Genomic DNA, 18,655 nt, shown 5'->3' on the forward strand with positions numbered 1-18,655 from the left:
TGAAAGGCTTTTTCTTTTATCCTTAAAATCTAATTTATTAAAGGAGAATCAATTATGGATTTAATTATTCCTGCATCATACGATCCAAAATTATCAGTACGTCAAACCCAAGAGGCCATTCGCTACATCCGCGAAACTTTTCAAGATGAATTTGGAAAAGAACTCAACCTCTCACGTCTCTCTGCACCAATGTTCGTTCCTAGTGCCACTGGGTTAAACGATAATTTAAATGGAGTTGAAACCCCAGTTTCCTTCTCTATGCAAGATATGCCTGAAACCAGCATCGAAATCGTCCACTCTCTAGCTAAATGGAAAAGAGTTGCTTTGAAACGCTTTGATTTCGAGATGCACAGTGGACTTTATACTAATATGAATGCCATTCGTAAAGACGAAGATCTTGATAATATTCATTCCATCTATGTTGATCAATGGGACTGGGAAAAAGTTATCGATCAAAGTGAGCGTAATCTAACTACCCTTAAAGAAACAGTTCAAACAATTTTTAAAGTAATCAAACACATGGAGCACGAAGTTTGGTATAAATATCCTGAAGCCGTCTATCATCTTCCTGATCAAATTCATTTTGTCACTACCCAAGAATTAGAGGATCGTTTTCCGAAATTAACTCCTAAAGAACGCGAGGACGCCATCTGTAAAGAACTGGGTTGCGTTTTCTTAATGCAAATTGGTGGGACGCTAAAAAGTGGTGAACGTCATGATGGACGCGCACCAGATTACGATGATTGGCAATTAAACGGCGATATTTTATTTTGGTATGAACCTCTTCAAAAAGCCCTTGAAATTTCTAGCATGGGAATCAGAGTTAGTGAAGAGTCGATGCTAAAACAACTAAAAATAGCTAACGCAGAGGATCGAATCCATCTCCCTTATCATCAAATGTTGTTGAATCATCAACTGCCCTACACCATTGGCGGTGGAATTGGTCAATCACGTCTTTGCATGTTGCTATTAGGTAAAGCCCATGTTGGTGAAGTTCAAGCTAGTGTCTGGCCTCAATCGATGATTGATCAATGTGAAGAAAATCAAATTCATATTTTATAAACTAAAATAAAAAAGCTATGACTTAATAAGCGACTTATCCGTCGTTTAGAAATTGAGTCATAGCTTTTTGTATTTTTTAATCTTGATCCATTGAGTAAATCAAGGCTTGTAATTCTAGAGATAAATCAACATCATGGATAGTTACATTATAAGGTACATCAATAATTTCAGTGGTGAAATTCATAATTCCTTTGATGCCTGCTTCTACAAGTAAATCGGTAACCCGTTGTGCTTGTGAATTAGGCACTGTTAAAATGGCTACTTCAATCTTCTCATCTCTAACACGTTGCTTGATTTCATTAATATCATAGACCGGAACTTCGCTTTGAATCGTACCTACTACCTCAGGATTAACGTCAAATGCCATTTTAATCCGAGCATTGCCCGTCTTATGAAACTTGAAGTTAATTAACGCATGCCCCAAATTACCTACACCAACAATGGCAACATTAGCAGCTGTATCTTGTTTTAAAACGTCGTTAAATAATTCCAATAAAATCTTCACATCATATCCATATCCACGTCGCCCCATTTGACCAAAATAAGAAAAATCACGACGTACGGTTGCAGCGTCGATTTTTAATAACCGTTCCAAAACGGCTGAAGAGACTTTATCTTCGCCTTTTTCATTTAGTTCACTCAAGCAACGGTAGTATAATGGTAAACGACGAGTTGTTGCCAATGAGATTTTATTATCATCCATTTTTTCTTCCACCTTTTCTACTGAATTACCTTTAATAATCCTGTTAACATTTTGGCATGAACTTGATTATTTTCCACAAAGTTATGAAGAACGACCATACCTTGTTTTTTCTTAACATTAAATGCGATAACCCCAGTTGGACTACTGCCATAAAATACGTCAGCATTGGCGCTAAAACGACTCCAACCAAGTGATTGCCCATCAATGTTGAATTTTTCCATCGTATCAAATAGCTGTGGATCAAGGACTTCTTTTCCTTGATAATTACCACGGTTTAACATCATTTCAACAAATACTGTTAAATCATTCAAGGTTGAAAATAATCCAGTGTAACCACTTTCTCCATTCAACAACAAGCCCAATTGATCTTCAACTTGTCCTTGGATTTGTCCTCGCTTAGCATCTTTTCTAGTTGGTACAAAGCGAGCCTTAGGACGGTTTAAATTAAAACCAGTATTAGTCATTGCTAGTGGATATAAAATGCGATCTTGAACAGCACGATCAATGGAACCGTCTACTGTTCGAATAATAATTCCTAGCACCACAAAGTTAAGTGGTGAAACTTGCATTTTTTCACCAGGTTTAAAATCTAGACCGACAGAATATAGTGCGTTAGTAAATTCGATTCCTGTAAAATGTTTCGATTTATTAACCGTTACTGGTAATCCACTAGTATGGGTTAATAAATGTAGAATCGTAATATCTCGATTTGAAAAACCAGGTAAATATTTAGTGACTGGATCTTTTAAGCCAATTTCTCGAATTGCAAGTAATTGAAAAATTCGAGTTGTGGTTGCAACTACCTCTGTCATTGTACTTAGGTCATAAATCATTGAAGGATCTAATAAAACGGCAGATGGTCCTTCTCCTTGGACACCTTCATAACGATTTTCAATTTCTTTTGGCGTAATCAAGCTATAGGAAGCACCATAAATATTATGATTTTCAATTTCCTTTTTAATAACTTGATGAACTTGATACATTTGCTCAGTCATATTTATTCACCCACTCTTTACTTAATTGCTTCTGGTTCCCAATCAAATTCTAAACTTGGATCAGCATTTAACGTCATATCAGCAAAAACTTGGTGTCGCATTAACATTTCACCAGCAGCACCAATCATTGCTCCATTATCACCACAAAGATCCAAAGGTGCCTTAACGAAATCTAAATGATTAAATTTTTCGCCAAGTTCTTTATCTAAAGTATCCCGTAAACCACGGTTAGCTGCAACTCCTCCAGCTAAAATTAATTGTTTTATTTCTAACTGCTCGCAAGCCCGAACCGTTTTAGCCGTGATAACATCTATCACGCTTTGTTGGAAGCTTGCTGCTAAATCTTTTTTACTAAGTTCTTCATTAATTTGATCTGCATGATGCACTGTATTAATAAAAGCACTCTTCAAACCACTGAAACTAAAATCAAAATTATCTTCGTGTTCCATTGCTCGTGGGAACTTGAAGATGTCTTCGCCTTGGTGAGCAAGTTCGTCGATTGCTTTACCCGCTGGATACTTCAAACCCATTACGCGCCCCACTTTATCATAGGCTTCACCGGCTGCATCATCACGAGTCTCACCGATAATTTTAAATTCATTTTCGGTTGGCATATATACTAGTTCTGTATGACCCCCCGAAACAAGGAGAGCTAAGGCTGGAAAAACAATGGGTTTTACAAAACGTGCAGCGTAGATATGTCCAATCATGTGATTAACTGGGATTAATGGTAATTCATTTGCAAAAGCAAAAGCTTTAGCAGCTGAAACGCCCACTAAAAGTGCCCCAACTAATCCGGGTCCATACGTAACTGCTACAGCATCGAGGTCCTCTTTACGTACTTCAGCTTGCTTTAAGGCTTGTTCAATGCAGATGGTAATTTGCTCGATATGATGGCGACTGGCAACTTCCGGAACCACCCCGCCAAAGCGCTGATGGCTATTAATTTGTGTTGCAATTATGTTAGATAAAATAATGTCACCATTTTTAATAACTGCAACACTAGTTTCATCACAACTTGATTCGATTGCTAAAATTAAACTAGTTTGATCCACGATATCCTCCTCGCCACTTCGACAAATCTAATGTCATATCAATTGCATCTTCATGATCGCCGAAATAATACCTCTTCTTGATTCCTGTCTTTTCAAAACCAATCTTTAAATATAATGCTTGAGCTGTAATATTACTTTTTCTTACTTCTAAAGTGATTGATTTGTATTCAATAAATTGAGCTTTTTTAATAATCGACTCAATTAGAAACGATCCAATACCACGGTTTTGATATTCCGGTAAGATAGCTACATTAGTAATGTGCGCCATTTTACTACGATCATCAAAAGAAGCTCCGATAAAGCCCAACAGTTGGTCATTATGCCTAATAACTAAATATAATCGGTCTAATTTTCTTCGCAATTCGTTGGCAAAGGCCATTCGATCCCAAGGGGTTTGTCCGTCATACACAGCACGTTCAACCGTTAATATCTCCGGAATATCGGTATTAGTAGCCTGCGCTACAAAATATCTTTCACCTTCGATTACAACATTATGGTGTTTAATTTCAAAAGCCTCCTCACGCAAACGTCGTGTCCGATTAAAAAAAGTGTATTTAGCCCAATTAATTAATTTGTCTAACATATGATTCTTTGTTTTCATCGTTTGGATGCTTTTCCTTCCAATTTCTTTCTGCTTCTGTCACTCGTAAATAAGCTGGTACAAAAGTATAAACATTTTCAAGTTCTGTTTTTTGTAATCCTAAGATTCCTAATGCATGCGCATTTGGTAAACTGTTTAATTTTCCAGAATGTTCTGCAACAACAACCAACGTATTTTCTACCATTGTTTGAAATTGTTCAAATTGAGAAGATACAAAGTAAACTGGTCGACCTAACTCATTAATCTTAGCCAATAATTTTTCAAAACTAATATGTTGGTCTGCTAGTACGTTTACAACTTGTTCTCCATTTTTCTCATAAATTCCGGCGAATACATTTCCATTTCTAGCGTCAAAGAATGGGACTACTAAACCATTTTGAGGTGCGTTAGGAACCAACATTTCTAAACTAGATACTCCTACTAACTCAGCATTTAACGTTAATGCTAATGTTTTGGCCGTAGTAACGGCGATTCGTAACCCAGTATATGAGCCCGGTCCTTTGGCAACAACAATCCGGTCAATTTCGTTTAGTGCCATCCCTGCTTCTGCAAGAGTTTGCGAAATAATTGGCATCAGTTGTTTACTATGATTTCTTTTAATATTAGTGGTTTGCATAGCTAGTAATTGTTCTGAATCCAAAACCGCTACACTTAAAGTAACGTTGGACGTATCCATAGCTAAAATCTTCATTCAGTTCGCTCCCTTTTAATTCCTCTACATATTATCCTACAGAATAGTGATGACGACAACAAAGAATAAATTCGTCCTTTCAAGGTCATTTCTTTCAAAATTAAAGAGGTTATGACAAATTTTTATGTCATAACCTCAATTAAAATTATTTATACGTTTATTTTAGTGGTCTTCATAACCATTGGGATGTTTCTGAGTCCAATTCCACGCAGTTTTAATGATTTCTTTAACGTCATCATATTGAGGATTCCATTTTAAGATTTTGCGTGCTTTTTGACTTGCAGCAATTAATGAATCTGGATCTCCAGGACGACGAGCCGCAATTTTAGCTGGAATGGCTTCACCAGTTGCTTCACGTGCTGCTTCAACCATTTCTTTAACTGAGAAACCAGTTGATGAACCTAAATTGAAGACGTCGCTATCATTACCTGCTTTAAGATAATCGATTGCTAAAATATGAGCATCCGCAAGATCTAAAACGTGCACATAGTCACGTACGTTCGTACCATCTGGAGTATGATAGTCATCTCCAAAAATTTGTAATTGGTCACGTTTGCCTAAAGCCACTTGCAAGATAATTGGTGTTAAATGAGTTTCTGGTCCATGATCTTCGCCAATTGAACCATCTGGATAGGCTCCTGCTACGTTAAAGTAGCGGAGGGCTACAAATTTGATTCCATAAGCTTGATCCGCCCATTTAATGATTTTTTCCATCATTAATTTACTTTCACCGTAAGGATTGATAGGGGCTTGACGGTCGGTTTCTTCGATCGGAGACTTTTCAGGAACTCCATAAGTAGCAGCTGTAGATGAGAAAATAATGCGTTTTACATCGTGATCCCGCATTTCTTCAAGAAGAGCAACCATTCCTGCCGTATTATTATCAAAATACTTAAGCGGTTTTTCCATGGATTCAGGAACAATTGAAAATGCAGCAAAATGCACAACTGTGTCAATTGCTTCTTGATCAAAGACTTCCTTTAAAAAGGCATGATCTCGGATATCGCCCTCATAAAATTTTACGCCTTTATCCACTGCGCCACGATGACCAGTTGATAAGTTATCCACAACGACTACATCTCGATTTTGTTCGACTAATCGCTTAACCATATGTGAACCAATATATCCGGCTCCTCCAACTACAAGAATACTCATTCATTCATCCTCCAATGTAAAATTTAAACTACGCTCATTGTAACCTTAACGGTGATTCCATTCAACATTTGCTTCACAACACAAAGTGTCATTAGCAAAAATTTTATGATCACTTTTGAGTGTATCATGATCCATCGTAAAAGTGCTATGGGCAACCTGGTTAGGTTGGATTTCCACATGATAACGAATGTTAATCATCGCTGGATAATAGTTATTTAGAGTATCTTGATCAACCGTATTAAAAATCCATTCAAAATATTTAGCATTATTCACATGCCGATTTGGATCAATATCAAAATATTCTACACTGAAATCCTTAGCAACTGATGCTCCTTCAATGGTTTCCAGTTTAGGCAAACGAACAATACGTTTAACCTGGTCAGCTTCATAGGGTTCAATAATTTCAGGTAAGAGCTTGTGCATTCTTCGCGTTGTTCGATCCATCAATACAAAAATTGAAGTGTTTTCCACAATCACTTCACCTTTTTGATCTTTAACCCAAAAATCCCGTTGGCAGAAATAATCATTGTTATTAACTGCTCTAGTTCCTACTACAATTTGTTCTCCAACCCGTGGTAGTCGTTTGATTTTCAGCACGTATTGCGTAATTACCCAGCCTAATCCGGTTTTATCCACAACTGCATTTCCGACACCTAGTTGCTGACTTTGATTATCCGAAGTTAACAACATGGCGTTAATAATCATGGGAACTTTCATTGTTCCGGTCTGGTCACCTTCGTAATGCGTTACTAAATGTTGTTCTTCATGTATCTTTCCAGCCATTATTCTCTCCTATTGCTCTAACTGATGATAGATGTCATAAACTTCTTGTTTACTTAAACCTCGCAATTTAGCGACCTGTTTAATCGCAATTGTTGGTTTAACTTGTTCATCATCGATAATTTTTTGCACATGTTCATTAATCGTCATGCTTTCCCACTCGTTATTGGTAGTAACCTGTGGATGATCATTTCCTTCGACCATCACTACAAATTCGCCTCGTACTTCATTTTCAGCAATCCATTGCTGAACTTCTTCAATACTTCCACGAATAAACTCCTCATAGCGTTTGGTAAGTTCGCGTGCCAAAACCATTTTACGAGTCGTACCGAAACTACTACCAATTTGTTTGACGGTCTTAGCTAAACGATGCGGTGCTTCGTAAAAGATAACTGTATTAGGATTATTTTTTAAAACCTCAAGCTCTTCTTTTTGCTCTTTAGTTTTGCGTGATAGAAAACCATAAAAAGTAAAGGGTTGGGGAACTAATCCTGAAGCAATTAATGCTGTAATTCCGGCATTCGAGCCTGGTAAAGGTACGACGTTAAGGTGTTGTGATACTGCTACCTTTACTAACTCTTGACCAGGGTCACTAATTGACGGCATCCCCGCATCTGATACCTGAGCAATTTGTTGACCATCTTCTAACATTTTCAAAATTGTTGGAATGCGCTGCTGAGTATTGTGCTCATGGAAGCTCATCTGTTTGGTATCAATTTCAAAGTGATTAAGTAGTTTTTGAGTATTTCGTGTATCTTCAGCTAGGATTAAATCAACATCTTTCAAAATATTAATTGCTCTGAAAGTCATATCTTCTAAATTTCCAATCGGCGTTGGTACCAGATATAATCGTCCTTCATTCGATTGGCTGAAACTTTTTTGCGTTAACATATTAGCGATCTCCATAGATGACGGTTAAACAAAATGCGCACTCTTCTTCATCTTGACGATGCTTACCGTAAAATTCATTACAAACGTGATATCCGCTCGCATATAATTTTTCTAAGTTTTGAAGTGACTTTGATAAACCATATTTTGTGTTCTTAGTTCCTTCATTTTCAGCAGCGGTTGCTTGCTTTAGACGCTCTCTCAAATGTTGATTTTCAATTTGAAGTTCAGCATTTTCTTCCATGATTTCCACCATGGCACTTTGGGTTTCGTGTAGTTTATTTAACAAATCCTCAGTATTTCGCGTGACTTCTGTTATTTGATCAAATAAATCTTTTTTATCCACACTATCGCCCTCTCATTTTGAATATATTACATATTTTAATCGTTGCTTTTTCCACAACGCTTTGAAAATTTAAATTCTGACTTAACTGATGTTTTAAAGGCAGCAATACATCTGCAACAGCCAATAATTGACGGACGTTGGTCTGATCAGCTAACTCTTGTAACTGACGTCGATTAGCTTCATAAGTAATCGTTTCTTGATCAAATTTTAGTTCTAACAGGTCCATTGCATATAACATCATCAAGTCCAATATTTTTTCTTGATAAAATCGATCCTTAGCCAAAGCCATTACTCGAGTTTGAACATCCACAAATGCAGTTATGTCCCCAGTAGTGGCCGTTATAAACCACTTTTCTAACGCCTTATGGGCATCCAAAATCCAGTTGTTATCTACCAGTGTTTGAATTTCACTCATATCGTTGGTTAACCGGGTTAAAATTCTAGCATCCGTTTCAGCTATATTTTGCTCTGTCAATTCCTTAATCAATCGATCTTTAGGTAACGGTTTTAGTTCAATAATTTCGGTTCTCGACACAATAGTTGGTAGCATCAAACTTCTATTTTCAGCAAGTAAAAACGCCGTTACCTCTCCTGAAGGCTCTTCGATGAACTTCAGCAAACTATTGGCCGCACTCGTTGTCATTTTATTAGCTTGTTCAATAATAAAAACTTTCCGTGCGCCCTCTACCCCACTTTTAGAGAATTCGGATTTTAAAAAACGAACTTGTTCCACCTTGATTGATTGGCCATCTGGTGCAATTTCTACAACATCTGGATGTTGTCCTGACATGATTCGAGTACACTCTTCACATTCTCCACAAGGCATTGATCCCTGTAAGTCAATACAAAAAAGACGCATCGCTACCCATTGAGCGACGTCTTTTTTTCCAATCCCACCTGCTCCGGTTAACAGGTAGGCATGCGACAAATGCTGGCTATCAATCATTTCATTAAAGCGTTTAACAATTTCAGGTTGTTTTTCCACAGCCTGATTAGTTAAATTTTTCAGATCTTCCACTAGAAGCGCTCGAATTGATCTACCGGAAGAACAAGGACGGTTGCACCACCGACTTGAACCTTAATTGGATAGGCCGTAGTACCTTCCATATTAACGTCCATGTTAACAGATGGTGTCATAAATTCTTCTCTGGTATGACTAGCTTTCTTGATAATTTCAAGGACTTCTGGGACACGTTCTTCTTCAATCCCAATCATGAAAGTTGTATTACCTGATTGTAGAAAACCACCAGTTGTGGATAACTTAGTTGCTCGAACATTTTGATCAATAAACTGATCACTCAAATAGTTTGCATCTTTATCTTGTACAATTGCGATAACTAACTTAGTTGCCATAATAATATTCCTCCGCTAATTTAAAATTTGGTCTAACACTTCAATTACATCTCTCTTTACATCATCAAGTTCTTGACTCGCATCAATTACGACAATCCGATCTGGAAATTTCTTAGCTAAATCTAGATATGCCGAACGGACTCGCTGATGAAAATCTAATTGTTCTAAATCTAACCGATCAACATCTTCCGTCCGATGAGTCATAATGCGCTTTAGTCCAAGTTCTGATGGTACATCCAAGTAAATTGTTTTTTCTGGTAATGCTCCTTCAGTAGCAAAGAGATTCATTTGATAGACGGCATCGGTACCAATTTTTCTGCCTGCTCCTTGATATGCAATTGAGCTATCAACAAATCGGTCACAAAAAACCACATGATTTTTTTTCAAAGCTGGTAAAATCGTTTCCACCAAATGTTGTCGTCTAGCAGCCGCATAGAGTAAGGCCTCCGTTCGCTCATCCATCTCGGTGTTGTTTTTATCCAAAATAATAGTTCGAATTGCCTCTGAAATAGGATTTCCGCCGGGCTCCCTCGTTACTGTTAATTGGTCCTTCAAACGCTGTTGGTAATGTTCGACCATCGCTTGCAGAACCGTTGTTTTTCCAGCCCCATCTGGACCTTCAAATGATATAAAATGCCCGTTCACCAGTATTCCCCGCCTTACTTGTTTTAAATTATTTATTGTTTTTATTCTACTTTAGATTTTAAGGACTGTCTATTAACCTTAATTAAAATATCACCATATTAATTTAAAAAAATGAGCTAACGCGCTGGTAAAATCGCATTAACTCATCTTTTAATTATTTTGCTTTACATTTCTGTTCGGCCTTCAACCGCTTTATATAAAGTCATTTGATCCGCATATTCAATATCACTTCCGACCGATAACCCGTGAGCTAAACGAGTAACTTTAATGCCGGACGGTTTAACCAATCTTGAAATATACATCGCTGTCGCTTCCCCTTCTGGAGTTGCATTTGTAGCAATAATAACTTCTTTAATGGCCTCGTTCTTCTGTAAACGGGTAAGTAACGCAGCAATATTGATGTCTTCAGGGCCTTTACCATCCATGGGTGATAACACGCCATGTAACACATGATACAAGCCATGGTATTCTTTCATCTGTTCCATTGACATTACGTCCTTAGAATCTTCGACTACTAAAACCGCTTTTTGATCTCGTGAAGGGTCCTGACAAATATCACATGGATCATCTTCCGTAATATTTCCACAAATACTACAGAAACTTAGGTCCCGTTGTGCTGAAATCAGCGCCTTAGCAAATTCGGTTACATCATCTTTTTCCATATCTAACGTAAAAAATGCTAATCGGGTTGCCGTTTTATAACCAATACCTGGTAATTTCATGAAACTATCGATTAATTTCGCAATCGGTTCTGGATATTGCATAACGGTCTATCACCTACGATTCTTAATTACATTCCGGGGATGCCCTTAGTGTATTTTCCCATTGTTTTATTAGTTTCACTATCCACACGATTCATAGCGTCGTTTACAGCGGCTACAATTAAATCTTGTAACATGTCTGGATCATCTTCATCGATTGCTTCAGGATTAATCACGATGTCTTTCATTCTATGATCACCGGTGAATACAACTTTGACCATGTCATCTGGTGCCACACCCGTAAATTCAGTTTGATTTAATTTTTCTTGTTCTTCTGTTACCTTTTTTTGCATCTTTTGCATTTGACGCATCATGCTTTGCATGTTTCCCATTCCACCACGCATTTGTATTACCATCCTTTAATCATTTTTTATATTTACATTTTCAGAGCCAAATAATTCGACCGCTTTTTTAACAGCTTGATTATCTTCATCCGCTTTGGGTGTAGATTGCTCTGATGCCTCTGGTTCAGATTTTTCTTGATTCTTATCAAAATGATGAGTATTTAAGAAACCTGACCGCACCTCTGGCCACTCTTCAACTGTAACATAAACTACCTTAAAATCGGAACCAGTTAACTTAGCTAAATTTTGTTGAAGTTCAGTACGAAGCACTTCATTATCGACGGCCTTTTCAAACAGAAAGTCGTAATTGAACGCTACGACCACTCCTTCTTTACTAGCTGCAACTGGCTTAGAAACGTGCATTAAAGCCCGTTCTGTAACAGATAGCATATCCATTAGGTCGCGCCAGAGTTCCTGCATTGTATTTAAACTGGCCTTAGTAGCATTTTCCAAGATCGGATAAATCTTGGTTAAATTAGCAGGAGTTTTAACTTGTTTAGCCCCTACCGCTTTTTTCTTAGGTTTAGGCTGAGCTGATTGTGAATTACTTGGCGTATTTTTTACATTTTGTTGTAGCTTTTGAATTGCTTGTTTTAATTGACTGACTTCTGAACGTAACTGCTCCACTTCTTGGTTATCCACGGAACCGGTTGGGGCTTCGGTGGAAACTTTCGCAGTTTTTCGTTGTGATAGCTTAATCGTCAAAACTTCCAAATAGACATCTGGGTGAGTCGTGAAGCGCATTTGTTGTTGAATACTATTCAACGTATCAATCATCTGATATAGCTCCACGCCAGTCACCATAGCTGCTTCTTCAGTAAAAGCTTCCGATAGATCATTCAAGCTTTGTTCTTGCACCAACTGGGGATCTTCTTGGTATAAGAGTAAATTTCTTTGGACAGCAATTAAGTCTTCAATTAATCGTTGTCCATCTTTACCCTCATCTAAAATTTGATGCAAAGTTTCTAATGCCGCTGATGTTTCTTGCTTAAAAATTTGCGTTAAATACTGATCTAATAGTTTTTGGTTAACACTTCCTGTAACTAATAAGGCGTTATCTAAAGTTACTTCTTCGTTACCAAATGAGATCACTTGATCCAAAATACTTAACGCATCTCGCATCCCACCTTCAGCAGCCTTGGCGATAATTGCTAAAGCCTTTTGATCGTACTGGATTCCCTTTTGATCCAAAATATAGACCATGCGATCATAACTTTGAGCTGGTGTAATTCGTTTAAAATCAAAACGTTGTGTTCTTGAAATAATAGTTAATGGAATCTTTTGAGGTTCCGTCGTTGCTAAAATAAAAATTACATTAGCTGGTGGTTCTTCTAAAGTTTTCAACAACGCATTAAATGCTCCGGTTGATAGCATATGGACTTCATCAACAATGTAGACTTTGTAGTCTGCTTCAGTTGGAGCATACTTTGCCTTATCTCGAATATCGCGAATTTCTTCGACACCATTATTCGAGGCCGCATCAATTTCGATTACATCGTTTAAGGTTCCCTCAGTAATCGCTTTACAAGTCACACATTCATTACAAGGCTCACCATCTTTAAGATAGTGACAATTAACCGCCTTAGCAAAAATCTTAGCTGCCGATGTTTTTCCGGTTCCTCGTGGACCAGTAAATAGATACGCATGGCTGGTCTGCTCAGTTATTAATGCATTTTTTAAAGTCCTCGTGACGACGTCTTGACCGACCATATCATCAAACTTTTGAGGCCGCCAAACACGGTATAATGCTTGATAACTCATTTGATTTCCTTCCATATTTGCTTTTTTTAAGAAAAGAACCCTTAGCCCAATGGACTAAGAGTTCGTTAATTTACCCAATAACTTAAGGCACAAGCCAGAGCATACTTAGTGCTGCTTCCTTCCGGACCTGACACAATTCGTAAGTCCAACCTTGCCTCAAGGCCTTACGGCAATAACTATGATACTCGAATTTTAAAAAAATTTCCACTATTTTACTTAGTTTTTTTTCTTCTTTTTCGAATTTCTTTAAAAAACGTCTTCATTAACATCGATGCTCGGTCAGCTTCAATCCCTTCATGAACCGTCACTTGATGGTTTAAACGCGTATCTTCGAGTACGGTATACAGGCTTCGAACCGCTCCTGCTTTAGGATCTCGAGCACCAAAAAATACTTGAGGTAATTGTGAATTGATGATGGTTCCACTACACATTAAGCATGGTTCAATGGTCACAAAAAGCTGACAATCCCACAGCCGCCAGCTTTTTAAATAAGCGCAAGCTTCCGTAATAGCTAAGACTTCCGCATGAGTGGTTGAATCCTGTGAGTGTTCTCTTAAGTTATGACCACGACCGATAATTTTACCATCATGAACAACCACTGCTCCAATGGGGACCTCATCAATCATTTTGGCGAATTGGGCCTCTTTAATTGCTTCATTCATATAAAAATTAATTTCATGCTCTGTTAACTTATTCATGTGCACTTCTTAAAATATAATATCCTTTATTCTTTTTTAGGACTTCGACATTCCCAAAGGTTTCTTGCATTAATTTTTTAGCTGAGGGCGCCCCCTGTTTTTTCTGAAGAACAATTACCAGTTGGCCACCTGCTTTTAAATGAGATTTAGCCTCAACGATAATTGTCTCAACTACCGATTTTCCTGCACGGACTGGTGGATTAGAAATAATCGTGGTGAAATCCGTATCATCGATATTCTCATATGCATCTGATTTATAAATTTGAGTCTGTTTTTCGACGCTATTAGCAACTGCATTTCGTTTGGCGAGTCCCAACGCGCGTTCGTTAACATCTGTCATCTGTACTTGTATCTCTGGAAAACTTTTGGCAAGTGATATGCCAATTGGACCGTATCCACATCCCACGTCTAAAATCTTTTCAGCAGAACCTACAATTTGTATTGCTTCAAGCAACGTCCTAGTTCCAAAATCAATTGTGTTTTTTGAAAAAACACCGCGATCCGAAATAAAATTTAATTTATGACCCAAAAGCTCGTAGCTCCAATGCTTCTCGTCATGTTCGGCGTTGGGATTTTCAGTAAAATAATAATCTGTCATTGAAAAGTCCTCCATTCTCTATTAATATAATATCGTATTGTAAATTCAGTTACCAATTTAAAAAGAATAAAATTTAATAAACACCGCCAGCACAATATATAGTGGGATTATAAAAATATATCCTCTACATATTGTGCTTTTTTATTTCAAATTTAGTAATAAATGTTGTATACTTAGTTCCATGATAAATGAGACAAGGGGGATCAGTATTATGAGAAAAATAATTGTGTACACTAAAAATAACTGCATTCAATGCAAAATGACTAAACGCTTCTTATCCGAAAACGGGGTTACTTTTGAAGAACGTAATATCAATGCAAATCCAGAATATATCGACGCTTTAAAAGCTAAAGGCTTCCAAGCCGTACCAGTCGTTCAATTTTCTGAAGAAAAAGCTGTGGCTGGTTTTAGACCTGATTTACTAAAAAAATTAGCAATTTAGTTCTCCACCAACGCTAACTCAGATGTTCAAGACGCCCCATTCGTACATTGTAAATGCGGAGCGTTTTTTTATTTCACTTGATTGAAGAGAGGATTCGAATTATGACTTTAAAAGATCTAAAAGATGTTACTTACTATGATTTAAACAATGAAATTAACATCCCTGTTGATAACCAAATTCCCCTAAGCAAGGATCGTGAAGCTCTAGCTGCATTTCTAAAAGAGAATGTTCAAGCTAACACCATGCAATTTGATTCTCTACGTGAACGTTTCGATTACCTCCTCAAAGAAGACTATATCGAGGCTGCCCTTGTTGAAGAATATTCATTCGATTTTATCGAAAAACTGTACGACTTCTTAAAGCAACAAGACTTCCACTTTCAATCGTTTATGGCAGCTTATAAGTTTTACGCTCAATATGCCTTAAAAACGAATAATAACGAATATTATTTAGAAAACTTCATCGACCGCGTGGCTATGAACGCTCTCTACTTTGCTGATGGTAATGAAGAATTGGCCATGAATATTGCCGATGAAATCATTCACCAACGCTATCAACCAGCTACTCCTAGTTTTTTAAATGCCGGTCGTAAGCATCGGGGAGAGTTAGTTTCATGTTTCTTAATTCAAGCTAACGACGATATGAACTCGATTGGTCGTACGATTAATTCTGCTCTTCAACTTTCTAAATTAGGTGGCGGGGTCGGAATCAACCTCACTAACCTTCGTGAGGCGGGAGCACCAATCAAGGGGATTGAAGGCGCTGCTAGCGGTGTGGTTCCGGTTATGAAACTACTAGAAGATAGTTTTTCTTATGCCAATCAATTAGGACAACGTCAGGGAGCTGGTGTTGTATATCTAAACGTTTTCCATCCCGACATTGTATCTTTCCTTTCAGCTAAAAAGGAAAATGCCGACGAAAAGATACGGGTTAAAACCCTCTCACTTGGTGTAGTCGTTCCCGATAAATTTTATGACCTCATCAAACACGACGAAGATATGTATCTATTTAGTCCTTATAGTGTGGAAAAAGTTTACGGTGAACCTTACGCCTACGTCGATATTACTAAAGAATACGACAACATGGTCAAAAACCCTGCTATTAAGAAATTCAAAGTTAAAGCCCGTAACATCGAAAATGAAATTTCTAAACTTCAACAGGAATCTGGCTATCCTTACATTGTTAACGTTGATACGGCTAATCGAGAAAATCCAATTTATGGAAAAATTGTAATGAGTAATCTCTGCTCAGAAATTATGCAAGTACAAACTCCATCCGTAATTGATAACAAGCAAAACTATACGAAACTAGGAACTGATATCAGTTGTAACCTTGGTTCAACAAACATTGTTAATATGATGCAAACGCCCCACTTCGGTAAATCGGTCGAAACTATGGTTAGAGCGCTAACTTTTGTTACGGATCATTCTGATATTGACGTTGTTCCTTCTATCCAAAATGGAAATGCTCTTGCTCATACCATTGGTCTTGGAGCAATGGGACTCCATGGTTACTTAGCTAAGAACCACCTTTACTATGGTGAAGCAGATTCGATTGAATTCACTAGTGTTTACTTTATGCTGTTGAACTATTGGACTCTAAAAGCTTCTAACCAGATTGCCAAAGAAAAGAATCAAGTTTTCCACAACTTTGATAAAAGCAAATATGCTGATGGTTCTTACTTTGATAAATATGTAGAAAATGATTTTGGACCTAAATCCAATCGAGTTAAAGAGTTATTTAATGGAATTGAAATTCCAAGCGTTGAAGATTGGAAGCAACTTAAAGCTGATGTGATGGCTGACGGACTTTATCACCAAAATCGAATGGCAGTTGCTCCTACTGGTTCAATTTCTTATATCAACGATGCGACAGCTAGTCTTCAACCCATTGTTAACAAAATTGAAGAGCGTCAAGAAAAGAAAATTGGGAAAATTTACTTCCCAGCTCCATATCTTTCCAATGATACGTTAAAATATTACCAATCAGCTTACGACATTGATATGCGTAAAGTTATTGATATTTACGCTGCTGCCCAACAACATGTTGACCAAGGGATGAGTATGACCTTCTTCATGCGTTCAACAATTCCAGCTGGAATTTATGATTGGAAGGAAGGCCGCACTGATAAAATGACCACTCGTGATCTTAATATCCTTCGTAACTATGCCCATCATGAAGGTATCAAGTCCATCTACTACGTTCGTACCTTCACAGATAATGATGGTGAAGTTGGCGTAAATCAATGTGAAAGCTGTTCAATTTAAATAAGTGGAGGATTTTTTAATGGAAAACTATGAAGCAATCAACTGGAATGCCATTTCAGACCAAATTGATAAAGCTACTTGGGAAAAGTTGACTGAACAATTTTGGCTTGATACCCGTATTCCAATTTCAAATGATCTTAGTGACTGGCGTGAATTAGACGAAGACCACAAATGGGTCGTAGGTCACGTATTTGGCGGTCTAACTCTGTTAGATACTCTTCAATCACAAGATGGAATGGCAGCTCTCAGAAAGGATATTCGTACTCCTCACGAGACAGCAGTGTTAAATAACATTCAATTTATGGAATCGGTCCATGCTAAGAGTTATTCATCAATCTTTGAGACTTTAAATACTCCCTCTGAAATTGATGAAATTTTTGCTTGGAGTGATTCAGAAGAATTCCTTCAAAATAAAACTAAACGAATCTATGAGTTATATCATGATGATGAACATCCTTTGAAGAAAAAGATTTCGAGTGTATTTTTAGAAACTTTCTTATTCTACTCTGGCTTCTTCACTCCCCTTTATTACTTAGGTCATAATCAACTAAACAATGTGGCTGAGATTATTAAACTAATTCTTCGTGATGAATCAGTTCATGGAACTTATATTGGTTACAAATTCCAATTAGGCCTTAAAGAGCTTGGTGAAAATGAACAGCAAGAAATAAAGGATTGGATGTATAACTTCTTATACGATTTATATGATAACGAAGAAAAATATGTTCATACTTTGTATGACCAAGTTGGTTGGACTGATGAAGTTCTTACCTTCACGCGTTATAATGCTAACAAAGCCCTCATGAATTTAGGGCAAGACCCATTGTTCCCTGATACTGAAGCTGATGTTAATCCCATCGTAATGAATGGGATTTCAACTGGAACTTCTAACCATGACTTCTTCTCACAAGTTGGTAACGGTTATCGTTTGGGTAACGTGGAAACTATGAGTGATGAAGATTACAACATTTAAATCCAAATAAAAAAATCCAACTTCCATTTTAGAAGTTGGATTTTTTGTAACGCTCTGTCATCCTATTTATCAAAAAGTCTTTATTTGAATATTTTTTAAAACAAAAAAAGAGCTATTTCCATCCAAATGGAAATAGCTCTTTTAATAACTTAAGAAATTAAATTACTTAACTTCTACAGTTGCGCCAGCTTCTTCAAGCTTAGCTTTAAGTTCGTTTGCTTCGTCTTCAGAAACGTCTTCTTTAATTACAGAAGGAGCGTTGTCTACCATGTCCTTAGCGTCTTTCAAGCCAGCACCTGTGATTTCGCGAACTGCTTTGATAACTTTGATCTTAGCTGAACCACCTGAAGTAAGTTCAACGTTGAATGAAGTCTTAGCTTCAGCAGCGCCACCAGCAGCACCTGCTGCAGCAACTGGAGCAGCAGCTGAAACGCCGAATTCGTCTTCGATTGCTTTAACAAGATCGTTTAAATCAGTAATTGAAGCACCTTTTAAGTCTTCAATAAATTGGTCTTTATCTAATGCCATTTTTGTTTC

At 37.3% G+C, this 18,655-nt stretch carries 22 protein-coding genes and 1 other RNA gene; 4 read left to right on the forward strand and 19 right to left on the reverse strand.

Annotated features, from left to right (window positions below):
• Window positions 1-54 precede the first annotated feature (54 nt).
• The gene (gene asnA, locus PEPE_RS07120) at window positions 55-1,062 is read left to right on the forward strand and encodes an aspartate--ammonia ligase (RefSeq protein ID WP_011673686.1); all 1,008 of its coding nucleotides are present in this window, start codon (window positions 55-57) and stop codon (window positions 1,060-1,062) included.
• A 76-nt stretch (window positions 1,063-1,138) separates the two neighbouring features.
• On the opposite strand, the gene PEPE_RS07125 is transcribed toward asnA, so the two are convergent.
• From PEPE_RS07125 to PEPE_RS07205, 18 genes are all read right to left on the reverse strand, one after another.
• Window positions 1,139-1,765, reverse strand: a complete 627-nt coding sequence (locus PEPE_RS07125; protein WP_002833282.1) for a redox-sensing transcriptional repressor Rex — start codon at window positions 1,763-1,765, stop codon at window positions 1,139-1,141.
• A gap of 17 nt (window positions 1,766-1,782) precedes the next feature.
• Window positions 1,783-2,760, reverse strand: coding sequence for a serine hydrolase domain-containing protein (locus tag PEPE_RS07130; RefSeq protein WP_011673687.1), 978 nt, complete (start codon window positions 2,758-2,760; stop codon window positions 1,783-1,785).
• Window positions 2,761-2,777: 17 nt separating this feature from the next.
• Window positions 2,778-3,815: a tRNA (adenosine(37)-N6)-threonylcarbamoyltransferase complex transferase subunit TsaD gene (tsaD, locus tag PEPE_RS07135; RefSeq protein WP_011673688.1), complete on the reverse strand. Its 1,038-nt coding sequence runs from the start codon at window positions 3,813-3,815 to the stop codon at window positions 2,778-2,780.
• Window positions 3,802-4,398 carry a ribosomal protein S18-alanine N-acetyltransferase gene (rimI, locus tag PEPE_RS07140; RefSeq protein ID WP_002833279.1) on the reverse strand — a complete coding sequence of 199 codons (597 nt, stop codon included), beginning with the start codon at window positions 4,396-4,398 and terminating at the stop codon, window positions 3,802-3,804. The genes tsaD and rimI overlap by 14 nt, the downstream gene beginning before the upstream one ends.
• The gene (tsaB, locus tag PEPE_RS07145; RefSeq protein ID WP_002833278.1) at window positions 4,379-5,107 is read right to left on the reverse strand and encodes a tRNA (adenosine(37)-N6)-threonylcarbamoyltransferase complex dimerization subunit type 1 TsaB; all 729 of its coding nucleotides are present in this window, start codon (window positions 5,105-5,107) and stop codon (window positions 4,379-4,381) included. The genes rimI and tsaB overlap by 20 nt, the downstream gene beginning before the upstream one ends.
• 162 nt (window positions 5,108-5,269) lie before the next feature.
• The gene (gene galE / locus PEPE_RS07150) at window positions 5,270-6,262 is read right to left on the reverse strand and encodes a UDP-glucose 4-epimerase GalE (RefSeq protein WP_011673690.1); all 993 of its coding nucleotides are present in this window, start codon (window positions 6,260-6,262) and stop codon (window positions 5,270-5,272) included.
• Between the two features lie 45 nt (window positions 6,263-6,307).
• On the reverse strand, window positions 6,308-7,045 hold the full coding sequence (locus PEPE_RS07155; protein WP_002833276.1) for an acyl-[acyl-carrier-protein] thioesterase: 738 nt from the start codon (window positions 7,043-7,045) through the stop codon (window positions 6,308-6,310).
• 9 nt (window positions 7,046-7,054) lie between these two features.
• On the reverse strand, window positions 7,055-7,933 hold the full coding sequence (rsmI, locus tag PEPE_RS07160) for a 16S rRNA (cytidine(1402)-2'-O)-methyltransferase (protein WP_011673691.1): 879 nt from the start codon (window positions 7,931-7,933) through the stop codon (window positions 7,055-7,057).
• A gap of 1 nt (window position 7,934) precedes the next feature.
• Entirely contained in the window at window positions 7,935-8,276 is a 342-nt protein-coding gene (locus PEPE_RS07165) for a DNA replication initiation control protein YabA (protein ID WP_002833274.1), read from the reverse strand.
• A 1-nt stretch (window position 8,277) separates the two neighbouring features.
• The gene (gene holB, locus PEPE_RS07170; protein ID WP_011673692.1) at window positions 8,278-9,294 is read right to left on the reverse strand and encodes a DNA polymerase III subunit delta'; all 1,017 of its coding nucleotides are present in this window, start codon (window positions 9,292-9,294) and stop codon (window positions 8,278-8,280) included.
• Complete coding sequence (locus tag PEPE_RS07175; protein WP_002833272.1) at window positions 9,294-9,629, reverse strand: cyclic-di-AMP receptor; 336 nt, start codon at window positions 9,627-9,629, stop codon at window positions 9,294-9,296. The genes holB and PEPE_RS07175 overlap by 1 nt, the downstream gene beginning before the upstream one ends.
• A 15-nt stretch (window positions 9,630-9,644) precedes the next feature.
• Window positions 9,645-10,274: a dTMP kinase gene (gene tmk, locus PEPE_RS07180; protein ID WP_002833271.1), complete on the reverse strand. Its 630-nt coding sequence runs from the start codon at window positions 10,272-10,274 to the stop codon at window positions 9,645-9,647.
• 164 nt (window positions 10,275-10,438) lie between these two features.
• Entirely contained in the window at window positions 10,439-11,038 is a 600-nt protein-coding gene (gene recR, locus PEPE_RS07185) for a recombination mediator RecR (protein WP_002833270.1), read from the reverse strand.
• 26 nt (window positions 11,039-11,064) lie between these two features.
• On the reverse strand, window positions 11,065-11,379 hold the full coding sequence (locus PEPE_RS07190; RefSeq protein ID WP_002833269.1) for a YbaB/EbfC family nucleoid-associated protein: 315 nt from the start codon (window positions 11,377-11,379) through the stop codon (window positions 11,065-11,067).
• A 15-nt stretch (window positions 11,380-11,394) separates the two neighbouring features.
• Window positions 11,395-13,140, reverse strand: a complete 1,746-nt coding sequence (dnaX, locus tag PEPE_RS07195) for a DNA polymerase III subunit gamma/tau (RefSeq protein ID WP_011673693.1) — start codon at window positions 13,138-13,140, stop codon at window positions 11,395-11,397.
• Window positions 13,141-13,216: 76 nt separating this feature from the next.
• An RNA gene (ffs, locus tag PEPE_RS09145) (signal recognition particle sRNA small type) lies at window positions 13,217-13,303 on the reverse strand.
• Between the two features lie 49 nt (window positions 13,304-13,352).
• Entirely contained in the window at window positions 13,353-13,838 is a 486-nt protein-coding gene (locus PEPE_RS07200; RefSeq protein WP_011673694.1) for a nucleoside deaminase, read from the reverse strand.
• Window positions 13,831-14,436, reverse strand: coding sequence for a class I SAM-dependent methyltransferase (locus PEPE_RS07205; protein ID WP_011673695.1), 606 nt, complete (start codon window positions 14,434-14,436; stop codon window positions 13,831-13,833). The genes PEPE_RS07200 and PEPE_RS07205 overlap by 8 nt, the downstream gene beginning before the upstream one ends.
• Before the next feature lie 211 nt (window positions 14,437-14,647).
• Here PEPE_RS07205 and nrdH point away from each other — a divergent pair, with 211 nt between their 5' ends.
• The 3 genes from nrdH (at window position 14,648) to nrdF (ending at window position 18,118) form a co-directional block, all read left to right on the forward strand.
• Window positions 14,648-14,878, forward strand: a complete 231-nt coding sequence (nrdH, locus tag PEPE_RS07210; RefSeq protein ID WP_011673696.1) for a glutaredoxin-like protein NrdH — start codon at window positions 14,648-14,650, stop codon at window positions 14,876-14,878.
• 101 nt (window positions 14,879-14,979) lie between these two features.
• Window positions 14,980-17,145: a class 1b ribonucleoside-diphosphate reductase subunit alpha gene (gene nrdE, locus PEPE_RS07215; protein ID WP_011673697.1), complete on the forward strand. Its 2,166-nt coding sequence runs from the start codon at window positions 14,980-14,982 to the stop codon at window positions 17,143-17,145.
• 19 nt (window positions 17,146-17,164) lie between these two features.
• A complete protein-coding gene (gene nrdF, locus PEPE_RS07220; RefSeq protein ID WP_002833261.1) occupies window positions 17,165-18,118 on the forward strand; it encodes a class 1b ribonucleoside-diphosphate reductase subunit beta in 954 nt (317 codons plus the stop codon).
• Between the two features lie 162 nt (window positions 18,119-18,280).
• Here nrdF and rplL read toward each other — a convergent pair whose 3' ends face one another.
• Complete coding sequence (rplL, locus tag PEPE_RS07225) at window positions 18,281-18,646, reverse strand: 50S ribosomal protein L7/L12 (protein ID WP_002833260.1); 366 nt, start codon at window positions 18,644-18,646, stop codon at window positions 18,281-18,283.
• Between the last annotated feature and the right edge of the window lie 9 nt (window positions 18,647-18,655).

Source organism: Pediococcus pentosaceus ATCC 25745 (assembly GCF_000014505.1).
Lineage (GTDB): Bacteria > Bacillota > Bacilli > Lactobacillales > Lactobacillaceae > Pediococcus > Pediococcus pentosaceus.

Bases quoted from the DNA above. Each gene is read 5' to 3' on its own strand.
- asnA (WP_011673686.1), top strand. From the start codon at position 55: ATGGATTTAATTATTCCTGCATCATACGATCCAAAATTATCAGTACGT.
- rplL (WP_002833260.1), bottom strand. From the start codon at position 18,646: ATGGCATTAGATAAAGACCAATTTATTGAAGACTTAAAAGGTGCTTCA.
- PEPE_RS07155 (WP_002833276.1), bottom strand. From the start codon at position 7,045: ATGGCTGGAAAGATACATGAAGAACAACATTTAGTAACGCATTACGAA.
- tsaB (WP_002833278.1), bottom strand. From the start codon at position 5,107: ATGAAGATTTTAGCTATGGATACGTCCAACGTTACTTTAAGTGTAGCG.
- galE (WP_011673690.1), bottom strand. From the start codon at position 6,262: ATGAGTATTCTTGTAGTTGGAGGAGCCGGATATATTGGTTCACATATG.
- PEPE_RS07175 (WP_002833272.1), bottom strand. From the start codon at position 9,629: ATGGCAACTAAGTTAGTTATCGCAATTGTACAAGATAAAGATGCAAAC.
- rimI (WP_002833279.1), bottom strand. From the start codon at position 4,398: ATGTTAGACAAATTAATTAATTGGGCTAAATACACTTTTTTTAATCGG.
- PEPE_RS07125 (WP_002833282.1), bottom strand. From the start codon at position 1,765: ATGGATGATAATAAAATCTCATTGGCAACAACTCGTCGTTTACCATTA.
- PEPE_RS07190 (WP_002833269.1), bottom strand. From the start codon at position 11,379: ATGCGTGGTGGAATGGGAAACATGCAAAGCATGATGCGTCAAATGCAA.
- nrdE (WP_011673697.1), top strand. From the start codon at position 14,980: ATGACTTTAAAAGATCTAAAAGATGTTACTTACTATGATTTAAACAAT.
- rsmI (WP_011673691.1), bottom strand. From the start codon at position 7,933: ATGTTAACGCAAAAAAGTTTCAGCCAATCGAATGAAGGACGATTATAT.
- recR (WP_002833270.1), bottom strand. From the start codon at position 11,038: ATGCAATATCCAGAACCGATTGCGAAATTAATCGATAGTTTCATGAAA.
- nrdH (WP_011673696.1), top strand. From the start codon at position 14,648: ATGAGAAAAATAATTGTGTACACTAAAAATAACTGCATTCAATGCAAA.
- PEPE_RS07205 (WP_011673695.1), bottom strand. From the start codon at position 14,436: ATGACAGATTATTATTTTACTGAAAATCCCAACGCCGAACATGACGAG.
- nrdF (WP_002833261.1), top strand. From the start codon at position 17,165: ATGGAAAACTATGAAGCAATCAACTGGAATGCCATTTCAGACCAAATT.
- PEPE_RS07200 (WP_011673694.1), bottom strand. From the start codon at position 13,838: ATGAATAAGTTAACAGAGCATGAAATTAATTTTTATATGAATGAAGCA.
- dnaX (WP_011673693.1), bottom strand. From the start codon at position 13,140: ATGAGTTATCAAGCATTATACCGTGTTTGGCGGCCTCAAAAGTTTGAT.
- PEPE_RS07130 (WP_011673687.1), bottom strand. From the start codon at position 2,760: ATGACTGAGCAAATGTATCAAGTTCATCAAGTTATTAAAAAGGAAATT.